Annotated in this window: 9 protein-coding genes; 2 read left to right on the top strand and 7 right to left on the bottom strand. The window is 33.8% G+C overall.

What is annotated here, in order from left to right; genetic code table 11:
- Window positions 1-70: 70 nt before the first annotated feature.
- The 5 genes from M9897_08380 to M9897_08360 form a co-directional block, all read right to left on the bottom strand.
- Window positions 71-478, bottom strand: coding sequence for a GxxExxY protein (locus M9897_08380; GenBank protein ID MCO5268897.1), 408 nt, complete (start codon window positions 476-478; stop codon window positions 71-73).
- Between the two features lie 141 nt (window positions 479-619).
- Window positions 620-2,320 (bottom strand): site-specific DNA-methyltransferase, encoded by a 1,701-nt coding sequence (locus M9897_08375; protein MCO5268896.1) that lies wholly within the window; start codon window positions 2,318-2,320, stop codon window positions 620-622.
- Window positions 2,321-2,627: 307 nt separating this feature from the next.
- Window positions 2,628-3,938, bottom strand: coding sequence for an ATP-binding protein (locus M9897_08370; GenBank protein MCO5268895.1), 1,311 nt, complete (start codon window positions 3,936-3,938; stop codon window positions 2,628-2,630).
- Window positions 3,939-4,146: 208 nt separating this feature from the next.
- Window positions 4,147-6,825, bottom strand: coding sequence for a DEAD/DEAH box helicase (locus tag M9897_08365; protein MCO5268894.1), 2,679 nt, complete (start codon window positions 6,823-6,825; stop codon window positions 4,147-4,149).
- 26 nt (window positions 6,826-6,851) lie between these two features.
- The gene (locus tag M9897_08360; protein MCO5268893.1) at window positions 6,852-7,655 is read right to left on the bottom strand and encodes an SWIM zinc finger family protein; all 804 of its coding nucleotides are present in this window, start codon (window positions 7,653-7,655) and stop codon (window positions 6,852-6,854) included.
- A 787-nt stretch (window positions 7,656-8,442) separates the two neighbouring features.
- Between M9897_08360 and M9897_08355 the strand changes: the two genes are divergently transcribed.
- Together M9897_08355 and M9897_08350 are read left to right on the top strand one after the other, a co-directional pair.
- Window positions 8,443-9,534, top strand: coding sequence for an ionic transporter y4hA (locus tag M9897_08355; GenBank protein MCO5268892.1), 1,092 nt, complete (start codon window positions 8,443-8,445; stop codon window positions 9,532-9,534).
- Between the two features lie 13 nt (window positions 9,535-9,547).
- Window positions 9,548-10,099, top strand: coding sequence for a VTT domain-containing protein (locus M9897_08350; protein MCO5268891.1), 552 nt, complete (start codon window positions 9,548-9,550; stop codon window positions 10,097-10,099).
- Between the two features lie 52 nt (window positions 10,100-10,151).
- Here M9897_08350 and M9897_08345 read toward each other — a convergent pair whose 3' ends face one another.
- Window positions 10,152-11,387 carry an IS4 family transposase gene (locus M9897_08345; GenBank protein MCO5268890.1) on the bottom strand — a complete coding sequence of 412 codons (1,236 nt, stop codon included), beginning with the start codon at window positions 11,385-11,387 and terminating at the stop codon, window positions 10,152-10,154.
- Window positions 11,388-11,616: 229 nt separating this feature from the next.
- Window positions 11,617-13,086: an amidophosphoribosyltransferase gene (gene purF, locus M9897_08340; GenBank protein MCO5268889.1), complete on the bottom strand. Its 1,470-nt coding sequence runs from the start codon at window positions 13,084-13,086 to the stop codon at window positions 11,617-11,619.

Genomic DNA, 13,086 nt, shown 5'->3' with positions numbered 1-13,086 from the left:
TATTTTTTTAACCACTTGTTTTTTCTTGAACCACATAGTAACATAGTCTTTTCCTATGTATCTATGTGGTTTAAATTAATTTCCTAAAGTATTCATTAACAAAAGTTTGTTGTCCTTCATGGAAAATGTTTGAGCAATTGAAATTGATAAGAACTCCTTTAGGGATTTGCAATAGTTTCATATAGGTTAGCAACTGAGCTTCAAAAATAGAATTCGTTTCTTGAACTGCTTTTAGTTCCACAACCAAACAATTCTCAATAAACAAATCACATCTGAAATCAATATTTAGTGTTTTACCTTTGTAATCTACGGGGATTTTCATCTCTGTTTGAAAATTAATTTTCCTATGTTTTAACTCTTCTATCATACATTGATGATATACACTTTCTAATAAGCCTCTACCCATTATTTTATGAACTTCAATTGCACTTCCGATTACCTCATAAGTTAATTCATCTAAATATTTTTTTGTTACCATAATTTATAGTTTAACCACATGTTTTTTTCTTGAACCACATAGTGACATAGTTTTTTATGTACATACACAGTTTATTTATTTTCTAACCACATAGGAACATAGTTTTTTCTATGTATCTATGTGGTTTTAACATTAAGATAGTTATTTTCCTTCATAAAAATCCCGGTTAAGACGTTTTTCCCCCTCCGTACACTCAAATTTTTCATCATTTAATGACGACAAGTTCACATACAACTGGTTTTTATCTAAAACCTCAATCAAGTGTTGTTTTTGCTCCGTCAATGTAAGTGACTTAAATTCTTCGATATGTTTCTCTTGTTTTTGAATATCTACATTGTAATTGAGGAATGATTTTTCTTTCATTTGCTCCCAAATACTTAATAATTCATCGGTGGTTTTTGCTATTTCTATTTGCTCGATAAAGGTTTGGTTGTATTTTTTGAGTTCAAGGTAGGTGTAATCAATCCCTTTAAATCTTTTGTCAATAATTGAATGCGTATTATCAAGTTGTTCTACTAATATAAATTTTCGATTTAAATAATTTGCAACAAAACCTGTAGTTCCGCTACCAGCAAAAAAATCAAGAACAAAATCATCTTCATCTGTATGAGCCTTAATAAGTCTTTCTATTAACTTATATGGCTTTTCAGTTAAATAACCTGATCGTCTTTGTCCATCAACCCTAATTCTTGCTGCAACCGCCATTTTCCACCAATCTTTATTTTTAATTTTTTCGTATTCATCATAGAGAACACTCATCTCTTGTACAAACTCTTCTTTATCTCGTCCTAATTCCCACCAATCTTCCGGTATTTTTCCCTTATTCGTATATTCATTACTAACAGAAGAACTCATTTCATTATTAAAACCTCCTACGTGTACCTCTGAAGACATACGAACATCATCACCATTAAAAATCCAAGTATCAGTATTTGAATACCATAAAATAGTATCATGTTTTCTATTATATTGTTTCATTTTTGGTGAGCCAGGCCCATGATAGGCCCAAATAATTTCATTCCTGAAATTTTCTCGTTTAAATATTGAGTCGAGTAATACTTTTAAATAATGTATCTCATTCCAATCTGCTTGCACTAATATACTTCCGTCATTCGAAAGCATTTCTTTCGCCACCTCTAATCTACTCTTCATAAAGGTCAGCCAAGAAGAATGATTAAATCTATCGTTGTATCCGAATGAATCTCCTCCTGTATTATACGGCGGATCGATATAAATCAACTTTACTTTCCCAGCAAATTCCTGTTTAAGAGAGTGTAATGCCAATAAGTTATTCCCTTTGATAATCAAGTTGTCGGTAATTGTTCCTTCTTCGTTTCTGTTGAATTTTTCAAAAGGTTTCTCTCCATCACTAGAAAAATGTTTAGCATTGGTCAACACCTTTGGTTCTAACAATTGCGTAATTTCATCTTGTGCCAAAACTTCATTAAAGAAAATTTCTTCTCGTTTGTCTTCTTCACGAGATTGTCCGCCTTCCAAGATACAATCCTTAAATGGCCAAACTAAAGCTACTTCGTTGCGTTGTTTGAGGTATTTCCCATCAATGGTTAAGCCCACTTTGTTTTTGAATTGGGTATAACTGTCATTGAGGTAGTTTTTCTGTTCTAAAAACTGAAGAAATAAAACTTGATTAAAAACAGTTACGCCTACAATTTCTTTAAAGAAATAGGCTTTTATTGTTTCATTTTCTAACAAAAGGGCGATAAGTTCTTCATCAAAATTTTGCGCTTTGCTAATAACTACCCATTTTTTGAGTTCGCCATTGTCAGAAACGTAATTGGGTTCTTTTTTGAGTTGGGATTCGAGAGTTTGGTATAATTTCATATTTGCCTGTATTAAAAAAAAGAAGCGTGTCTTTGCATTTACATCTTCTCTTCCTCATCGGTATCGCCAAACACCTGTACAGAATTGAAAAACAGCAAAGAACACGCCTATACAGGCGCATTCCCTTCGCTTTTTCTCTCTGTACTCTAAAATTGGCGATTTTATGAGGAAAGAAATTAGCTAGTAACGCTAATATTTTATCTATTTTTTATTTTATTCTTATAGTCTTTGTTTTTTGTTGGTGCTAAGATAATTTTATTTTATCTAATATGTGTGCAAAATTACTTGAAAAGTATCCGACAAAGAATCATTCCACCCCCTGAATCATCGACTGAATTTCTCGAATGGCATACAACGGAATATTGATTAACCAATCATCATTTCTGAAATGAGCCAAAGAGGTTCGAATACTCATTTTTGGTTCAAAATGCTGATGGTAACTTTTTAACGATTTTGATTGTAGGTTTTCTTCTGCTTTCACTTCTAACGGATACAGGTTTTGTTGATGTTCTATAATAAAATCAACTTCATTGCTCGATGTATCATTCGACCAATAATTAGGATGAATTTCATTTTCGCTAATAAGTTGTTGCAAAATAAACTGTTCGGTCAACGCACCTTTAAATTCTGTAAAAAGCTTGTTTTTTTGAAGTAAAATTTGAGCATCCAAACCCGACAAAGCTCCTAAAAGTCCGGTATCCAAAGCAAATATCTTAAACGCTTTCAGATCCTCATACGAGCGAATCGGAAATCCAGGTTTGGTGATTCTATAAATACGATGAATTAAACCGTAATTCACCAACCAATTCAGTGTGTCTTCATATTCTCTCGCTCTTGCACCGGTTTTTACCAAACCATAAATAAATTTTTTATTTTCTCTTGCCAACTGTGAAGGCAAACTGTTCCAAACCATCCTTATTTTAGGTATAATTTGCGGAGGTGCATGTTTTGAAAAATCAAGTTCATAAGCTGTTAAAATATCTTTTTGTAATTTTCTCACCTCTTCAAAATTTCGATGATCAACATAATTTTTAACGGCTTCCGGCATTCCGCCTACAAAATAATATTGCTTTAATAAATCGACAATTCTCTCATGAAAAGTCTGCATCAAATTCCAATCTTTTTCTTTCAACAAGTTTAAAATAAGACCTTCTCCCATTGCTTCCAAAAACTCTGAAAAACTCATGGGATGCATCTCTAAAAATTGAACTTTACCAACAGGGAAAGATGATTTGTTCAATGCAATTCCCAATAAAGAACCGGCTCCAATAACATGATACTCAGGCGTTTCCTCCTGAAAATACTTTAAGGCGGTCAATGCACCTTCAGCTTCTTGTATTTCATCAAAAATAATAAGTGTATTTTCAGCCTTGGGGTCTATTCCAGATTGAACTTGTAAAGCAGTTAAAATTCGGGAAATATTAAAATCGGTTTTGAATAAATTTTGCAATAATTTATCTCGTTCGAAATTGATATAAAGCACCTGTTCATAATATTTACGACCAAATTCTTTCATAACCCAAGTTTTACCAACTTGACGAGCACCTTTCAATAAGAGAGGCTTTCTATTATCAGCTTGCTTCCAATGGTTTAATTTCGTTAAAATCGCTCTTTCCATTCCACAAAAATACGATAAAAACAACAAGTATCACATTTTTCATGGAACTTTTGTGTAAATTATCACATTTTTCAAAGGACTTTCGTGTGATCTATCACATTTTTAATAGGACTTTTAAAATTTCAATAAAATAGAAAGTCAACATTTCAGAATTAATTTACTTCTTATTCGCTCTTTTTATTTTTAATGCTGCTATTTATATACGCATTTACCCCATCTCAAACAACTCCTTCAACTCCTTATTACTTAAATTACCAATCCAATTTTCTCCTGTCGAAACCGTCATTTCTGCGAGTGCTTTTTTGGATTGAATCATCTCGTTAATGCGTTCCTCAAAAGTATTTTTGGTAATGAAACGATGCACCATCACATTGCTTTTTTGTCCGATACGGTAAGCTCTGTCGGTGGCTTGGGCTTCTACTGCGGGATTCCACCATAAATCGTAATGGATAACATGATTGGCTGCGGTTAGGTTTAATCCCGTTCCTGCGGCTTTTAAGGAAAGAATGAAGATTTTATCTGCTGGATTGTTTTGGAAATTATGCACCATTTCATTGCGTTGCTTCACATTGCAACCACCATGGTAGAACATAGGTGTTTCGTTATAACGCTCGGCAATAAAATGCTGTAATAAATTGCCCATTTCCTTGAATTGTGTAAAAATCAATACTTTTTCACCGCTTTCAAGAATGGCATCTAATTTATCGAAAAGCAAATCCATTTTTCCACTTAACGAAGCGTCTAATTTGTTGTTTTTCAAGAATTGCGTAGGGTGATTACAAATCTGTTTCAATGCCAAAATCATTTGTAAAACTAAACCTTGTCGGTGAAATAATTCCTTGCTATTTGTAGCATCAATCGCATCGATGGCCATTAAAGCTTCTTCCAAAGTTTTTTCGTAGAGGCTGGCTTGTTCTTTTGCCAAAGTTCCGAAAACATCCATTTCTATTTTGTCTGGTAAATCGCTAATAATGGATTTATCGGATTTCAAACGCCGCATCATAAATGGAGCCGTTACTTTCTTCAATTTTTCAGCAACTTCAATATCATTGTAGGTTTCTATCGGCGTTCCGAAATCATCCTTAAACGTTTTTGCATTGCCCAAAAACCCTCGGTTGCTGTAATCCATGATGCTCCACAATTCACTTAATCTATTTTCGACAGGCGTTCCACTCATCGCAATAAAATTATCGGCTTTGATACTTTTAATAGCTTTTGATTGTGCCGTATCATGATTTTTAATGTTTTGGGCTTCGTCGATAATTACAGAATGCCAAGGCATTTTCTTTAAATTCGTAGCATCTGAACGAGCAACTCCGTAGGAAGTAAGTAAAATATCATATTCATCCGCTACTTTTCTATTTGTTCCGTGAAATAAACACACAGAAAGTGATGGAGCGAATTTTTCAATCTCGGCTTGCCAATTGGTTAGCAATCCTGTAGGGGCAATCACCAATGCTTTTTTCTCATCGAGCATTCCATCTTCTTTGTATTTCAGTAAGGTGGTGATAACTTGTAAAGTTTTTCCCAATCCCATGTCATCGGCAAGTACCGAACCGAACCCAATTTTGGCATTTCGATACATCCAGGAATAACCTCGTTTTTGGTACGGACGAAGTGTCGCATTGATTTTTGGCAAAGGAATTTCTTTTACTTCTGTCAATTCTTTCATCAATTGGGTTACTTCCTTGTCCAAAGCCACTTTTGCGCCTTCATATTCGCCACTTAGCGCAACTCGTAGCATCTCAAAAGCAGAAAGTTCATTCGTGGAAGAAAAATGTTTATGAAGTTTTGCCAATTCGTCTTGCCCAACATAAATATACTGCGACTTATATTTTATCAGTCCGTCTGATTTTTTGAGTAATTTTCTAAATTCATCTTCACTCATCACGGTATCGCCAATGGCAACTTGCCAATCAAATTCAAGCATTTTATCAATACTCAAGAATGATTTCCCTGATTTTGCTTTTAATTTTACACTCGGCTTTGGTTTTAAAATTTGTTGCAAAGATTTGGGTAATAAAATATCCATGTCCAGCAAACGAATTACTGGAATCATAAGAAGTAAAAACGGCGTAAAGGTTTCGGTATTCATTTCCATGAAGTCGGCTCCATTGCTATTGATATACGCTTCCAAACCTGGAATAAAATCATTGAGTGTAGCCATGGTTTGTAGCACCTCCAACTTTTGGTTTTCATATTTTTTTAATGAAAGAATTTCCCGTAACGGAATATATTCTTCTGACGTTTCATCTAATCCAGTTACGTTAATTTCCAATAAAAAACTGTCGTTAATGCCTTCTGAAACTACTAATTGAGGTCTTATTTTTCCTTGCGTCAGATAGTATTTCTGCAACCATGTTTGAATTCCTCCAGCCGACGCTCCTTCCCCTGGGGCATCAAATGCATATTCTTGATTTTTGAAAAATAAATTATTAAAAACATCCTGCGTTTCTTCTCCTGACAACAAATCCATCAATTCGGTAATGAAAACCGACAATAAGTTAGTGGTTGTATCTTTCTCAATGATTTTTTCAGTTTTCGGAGTTTGCCACCAAAAAATATCTGGTGGTAAAATTTCAGTCATTTTCTCCGTTAATGCTCTTACATCTTTACTGATAAACGCAGGCAACCAACGAATCCCGTATTGTTTACTTGGTTTTATCACAATTTGAGGAACAATTGCACCGTTGGAAACCAGATGAAGAGCCAAATGAAATAACGTATGCAAAGATGCCGTGGACGGTTGATAATCCAAGGTTTTATTAGATGGAATTTGACTGATTTCCAACATAAAATCCCGAACAGAGAAATTAGTTTCATTAATCTTGATTAAAGCATCAAAATTTTCGTCAATCAAAACTTTATTTACACTGTGTTTATTCACAGAAGATGTGTCTTTTTCTGCTTGTTTTAATGCATTAGAAAAGCTGACTTTCCCACTAAGAATACGCTGTCCATTTTTGACAATTCGTTGAATTTGCTTGGCATATTTTTCTTTAAAGTCGGCATTACTATCATAAAAACAGGATTTTCTGTTAAAAGCAAAAACAGCGATTCATGAATGGGTGAAAGTGCAGCAAAAGAAAGTTTTTGATAAGCGTTCTGATTATCAAATTCGAATTTCTTCTTCGATTTTGTTTTTCCTTTCTCAAAGAAAAAATCGGTCAAAACTGGAATTTCTACTACTTCTGAATTGATGTTCAATCCTCTTTTCTTCAATTCGTCAATTAAATCGAGCAAATGGAGTTCAAAAACAAGAAACGGATTGTTGTCTATTTCTTCGCTTAGTTTATAAACTACCGAAGCCAAATGTTTACACGGCACCGCCCAATCTGGACAACTGCATTGCATCTTGAAATCCGTCCATTGCTGTGGAAAAACCTTCAAGCCTTCTTTCTCGGCCATTTCCAATAAAGATGGGTCCAATTCTCGATTCAATAATTTGGAAATAATGAATGGCTTTTTGGCAATAGCATCCATAAATTTCCCTAATTCAGGTTCAAAAAAAGGCGGTAGAATAATATCAACTTTATAAGGTGTTCTTCTACTTCCAGCAACTTTGGCTGAAATTCTATTTTCAGTAATTTTTATTTGCTGTACTGCGCCTTTCCTTGCATAAGTTGCCCCTCGTGGAAGTCGATTACTGTAATCGATGTTATTTAATGCCAACAACCATTTTTCTCCCCACCAGGTTTTTCCGAATTTTTTTGCCATTTTTTTGAAATTGAATTTTCAAAAATAATGGATTTTTTGAGGATATATGCATTTGACAATTATTGAATGTGGGTAATTTTTACAATGTTCACTGACGACTTTATTGCCTTTCAAATGAATCAGAATATTTGTACCAATTTTAATTGAAAAGATAATACTATTGACCGGAATATCCTTGCTACGTGCAATTCCAAAAACGAAAACAAAATCAGGCTATACTAAAAATTTTATGAAAGAGTAGAAGGATATCTGCTTTTAATCTGCGATTTTAAATAAGTATTTCTATTGGAATTATTGCCGTGATTGGGATGTCGCATAAATTTTAATCGGTACCAAAACAGTGTAATCACTATAACAAAAATTAGTGTTTGAGCGGAGCGAGTTTAAAAAACCACATAGATTCTGTGTTAAAAACAAATTCATTTTTTTAGTTCTCTAGCCTAAACACTGTAGTACTACTGTTTCTTGTAGCTTCGTCTTCAAAACTTATTTTTTTCTTCTCCCAAAATATTTAGTAATGCCACAAAATCCATAGTCACACAACCAAAAACTACCGTTGAAACTTTCCAAATAAAAGGTTCTGAAACTGTTCTACCTTTAAGTCAAAAGGAGCTGGAAGAAATTAGTTGATTCAAAAAGCCTTTGGTTGTCGCACATTCCATCTACATTGATAATAAAGAAATGAGTTTTTAATTCTTTTTTTGTGAAAAAATAACATTTTAATAATTAAAAAAAAACAAGATAAACATAATTTTGGCAATTGATAAAACGAAAATAAATCAATTGAATGAAAAAAATCAGAAAACTCTATCAATGGACTACATCAATTCCTCTTATAGCCAGCGGGTTATATTATTCAGGGTTATTAGATGACAATATCTTTTATCAATCCATTGCTGGTATTCTTCTGATTTTGTGTGTGATGAGTGCAGTTCATCATTCCGAAATTGTGGCTCATCGGGTTGGAGAACCTTTCGGAACGATTATCTTGGCTGTTTCTATCACCATCATTGAAGTGGCAATTATCATTTCTTTAATGACTACGGGCGGTTCTGAGTATGCCTCCTTTGCCAGAGATACGGTATATGCCGCAGTGATGTTAATTCTCAATGGAATCGTCGGACTCTCTTTATTCATCGGTAGCCGAAAATTTCATACCCAAACGTTTTCTTTTCATTCGGTCAAAATTGCATTGGTTGCATTAGTGTCTATCGTTGCTTTTACAATGATTTTACCTACGTTTACCAATAGCCATGCTGGTCCTTTTTACACCCGTTCACAATTGATATTTGAAATTTTTGCGTGTTTAACAATTTATGTCGCTTTTATTTCCGCTCAAACCAATCAACATCGCGAATATTTTATTCCTGAAATAACTGATGATGAGCCAAATAAAAAACACTCGAAAATGGATGATGTTTCCAATTGGTCGTTAGTTATCAGTTTAGTGTTTTTGTTAATTAGTCTGATTATTGTTGTGTTATTGGCAAAATCACTTTCTCATCCGATTGAAGATTTATTGGTGAGTTATGGTCTTCCGAAAAGTTTAGTGGGAATCATCATTGCAATGGTTATTCTATTGCCTGAAGGAATTGCCGCTGTAAGTGCTGCGAGAAACAACCGCTTACAAACGAGCTTAAATTTAGCTCTTGGTTCTGCTTTAGCTAGCATTGGATTAACAATCCCTGCAGTGTCTGTAGCAAGTTATATCTATGACTTTCCAATTGTGCTAGGGCTTGAGATTCTCCCAATCATTTTATTGGTCATTTCCATTTTTACAGTAATGCTTTCATTAATTGGTGGGCGGAGTAATTTTGTATATGGAGTAGTTCTATTAGTGAATCTCGTAGCCTATATTTTCTTAACTATTAACCCTTAAAATCCTTCAAAACATGGAAGTCATTATTGAAACATTTCAACATATCTTAGATCCAGATTGGATAATGAGAAATGGCGGACTTTATTTAGTTCTTTTAATTTTATTTATTGAGACAGGTATAATCGTTGGGTTTTTCTTACCTGGAGACCCTTTGCTTTTTATTTCAGGAATGGTGATTGCCTCGGCAAATGAAGTACACTATCCGTTTGAAAGTAGTCTATTCAATCTGCCTTTTTGGATGATTATGTTTATGACTTCAACCATTTTAGGCAATTTCTTTGGGTATTGGTTTGGAAATAAATTTTCACATATTATAAATAGGGATAAAGATACATGGTTTTTAAAAAGAAAACATATTGCAACAGCAAAGGAGTTCTACGATAAAAGAGGTGGTTTTGCTATTGCCATTGCTCGATTTTTACCTATTGTAAGAACCTTTGCACCTATTATTGCAGGAACAGTAAAGATGGAATATAGGAAATTTGCCTACTACAATATTATTGGGGGTATTTTATGGGTTGGAAGTTTAATGACAATAGGATCACATTCATCCGAAAGTTTTTAAAAATCTTGATAATTCCTTCTATATCTTAGTAAAATCGTCATTATATCGGGTTTTATTGAGAAAATAAGTCATATTGATCAAATATTTTAGGAGGTTTATCTCTTTTAATTTTCTTAGCGCCTTCAGAAATTGAGTCACACACATAATTCAAGGAGAGATAAAAAGGTAAACAAATTCTGATTTTTTCGACAAAATTAGAGAATGACTGTACTTTCTTTTTTGTGGTTCTACGAATCAATTCAAGTATAAGATATGAAATTAGAGCAATGTAAATTTGTGATTTTACAGCATTTTCACTCGTTCCAATAAATGTCTTTAATTGTAGATTTTGTTTAATTGCTTTGAAAAAGAGTTCAATATCCCATCGTTTCTTATACAAATCAGCGATTGTCCTAGCTTTCCATTCTAATTGATTTGTTATAATTTCAATTACTTTGTTTTCATCTGGTTTGTAAACATGTACTAATCTCAAATAATGCTGGTCGATACCACAATCTTTCGATTTCTGACCAGAAAGTTTGATAATTTCATCTTTTAAGATATCTTGATCATCGACTTCGGGTAATTCTATTTCTTGAATGGTTTCATAAACAGTGTTGTTTTTTATTCTTGTAACAAAAACATTTTCTGCTTGTATTCGATTTAACATTAATTGAAAATCAAAATAGCCTCTGTCCTCAACGATTATGGTGTTTTTTGGAAAAATAAGTTGAGATAAACCATAGCGATCATGCATTTTGGCTTCAGTTATATTTATCATATCAGGAATCATTAAATAATCATCCCAACAAGTGTGGATTTTAATTCCTCCTTTAGCTGTCCGAAATTTTGCCCAATCAAACATCGATAAACAGAGGCTAATTGTGGTGCTATCAATGAGTTTAATTTTTTGGTCTTTAATTTCCTCAATGATTTTGCTTTGATGTTTAGTTGCTAAAATGCGTTCATAGTGTTTTAAGAGTCTAAAATATAGCGTTTCATAGATTTTCCAATTCCGCTTTTTATTACCGTCGCTCATTGTTGAACGTGCAGGACTTTGTAATAAGCCTAAGTCCTTAATATACGTCTCATTCACACCTAAACCAGTAGAAATATCGCTTAATGTTAAACATTTATTCAGCTGTCCGAAAGTCATTGCCACAAACTGGTCGTAAGTTTTATATTTACTACAGCCTTTGTCACCTTGAAACTGTTTGGAGCAAGCCTCCAACATCCAACGAGGTACGAAATCTATTATTTGGCGAATTAAAGGTTTGTTATTATTTTTGCATCGTCTGAAAAGTCCCATAAAATTTGTTTTTTAGTCGAAACCAAAAATAAAGGATTTTTCAGACATTTTTTTAAATTTCAAACTTTCGGATAGTTGTGCAATAGGATATATATTAGGAAATAACAATTGGGTAAAAGATAATTTAGAATTTATCATTATAGGTATTATGCTTTTGGTAACTACACCAGTTATTTTTAAATTTTTATCTAAGAAAAAAGTTGAATAATCGGCTCACAATAAACCATTATTACTCCTTATCTACCGGATATTTTCCCGTAAAACAACCAAAACAATAATCGGAACTACCTAAGATTGCTTTTAGATTGTCAATGCTCAGGAAATCAAGCGAATCTACATTGAGGTATTTTTGCAACTGTTCGATACTCATATTAGCGGAGATTAAATCATCTTTTGTAGGAGTATCAATTCCTAGATGACACGGAGCAATGACAGGAGGAGAAACACTTCTAAAATGAATTTCTTTGGCTCCAGCTTGTTTTAAAATACTTACTAAACGCTTGGAAGTTGTTCCTCTAACAATAGAATCATCGATAACTACAATTCGTTTACCTTTGATAGCCGAAGCAATGGGGTTGAGTTTTAGATTAACCACCCGCTCTCTCATTTCCTGTGAAGGTACAATGAAACTCCGACCAACATACCTATTCTTAATTAAAATTGGATAAAAAGGAATACCTGAAGCTTTGGAAAAACCAATCGCTCCCGGCACACCAGAATCAGGTACTCCAATGACAATATCTGCATCTACTGGGTTTTGTGTCCAGATTTTTTCTCCTGACTTTTCCCGTACCTCATACACATTGATGTTTTCAATAACCGAGTCGGGGCGTGCGAAATAGATATATTCAAACGAACATATACGCTTTGATTTCTTTCCATCAATCATGACGCTATGTGTGCCATTCGTTGTTTTATTGGTAAAAATTATTTCCCCTGGCAGAACGTCTCGAACGTATTGCGCGCCTACAGCATCCAACGCGACTGATTCAGAAGCAATGACATAGGTTTCTTTGTCAATAGTACCTAACACCATAGGACGAATGCCAAACGCATCTCGAAAAGCAAACATCGTATCTTGGGTAATACCAACTACCGAATAAGCTCCTTTGATTTTGCTCATGGTTATTTTAATGGCTTCTTCCAAACCGAGTTCTAGATTCTTTTGAATCAACCGCAAAATGACTTCTGAATCGGAAGTGGCTTTAAACACCACGCCTTCGTCTTCCAATTCTTTGCGCAATCCATCTGCATTAGTAAGATTACCATTATGCGCAATAGAAACAATAATCTGGTCGTATTCGTTTTTCGCAAAAAAAGGTTGGAAATTATATTTCTTTTTATCTCCTGCTGTTGTATATCTGGTATGTCCTATTGCGGCATTTCCCATATAATCCTCTGGATTAGGGATCATTTTAAATACATCGAGAACCAATCCTTCGTCCTTGAAATTAACTATTGTTTCATCCTTTAAAACAGATATTCCACACGCTTCTTGTCCACGGTGTTGCAGTGCAAAAAGTCCAAATTGAGAGAGGGAGAACGTATCAATTGGATGTGTTGAATAAATCCCAAAAATTCCACACTCTTCTGAAATTGAGTCAAAAGGCTCTTCTTTTTTTAAAGAATTCCTTTGATATGGAGAATGTGTAAATGCATCAAGATATGCATTTTTTGAAGTAAATTGTTTCTTTTTCAT

It is taken from the genome of Brumimicrobium sp., assembly GCA_023957385.1.
Taxonomy (GTDB): Bacteria; Bacteroidota; Bacteroidia; order Flavobacteriales_D; family Crocinitomicaceae; genus Brumimicrobium.
The sequence above is the reverse complement of the archived record's forward strand: the minus strand, read 5'-3'. Positions and strand labels throughout refer to the sequence as shown.

Excerpts from the sequence above, each read along its gene's own strand:
- M9897_08370 (MCO5268895.1), bottom strand. The coding sequence starts at position 3,938 with ATGGAAAGAGCGATTTTAACGAAATTAAACCATTGGAAGCAAGCTGAT.
- M9897_08350 (MCO5268891.1), top strand. The coding sequence starts at position 9,548 with ATGGAAGTCATTATTGAAACATTTCAACATATCTTAGATCCAGATTGG.
- M9897_08355 (MCO5268892.1), top strand. The coding sequence starts at position 8,443 with ATGAAAAAAATCAGAAAACTCTATCAATGGACTACATCAATTCCTCTT.
- M9897_08375 (MCO5268896.1), bottom strand. The coding sequence starts at position 2,320 with ATGAAATTATACCAAACTCTCGAATCCCAACTCAAAAAAGAACCCAAT.
- M9897_08345 (MCO5268890.1), bottom strand. The coding sequence starts at position 11,387 with ATGGGACTTTTCAGACGATGCAAAAATAATAACAAACCTTTAATTCGC.
- M9897_08360 (MCO5268893.1), bottom strand. The coding sequence starts at position 7,655 with ATGGCAAAAAAATTCGGAAAAACCTGGTGGGGAGAAAAATGGTTGTTG.
- M9897_08380 (MCO5268897.1), bottom strand. The coding sequence starts at position 478 with ATGGTAACAAAAAAATATTTAGATGAATTAACTTATGAGGTAATCGGA.
- purF (MCO5268889.1), bottom strand. The coding sequence starts at position 13,086 with ATGAAAAAGAAACAATTTACTTCAAAAAATGCATATCTTGATGCATTT.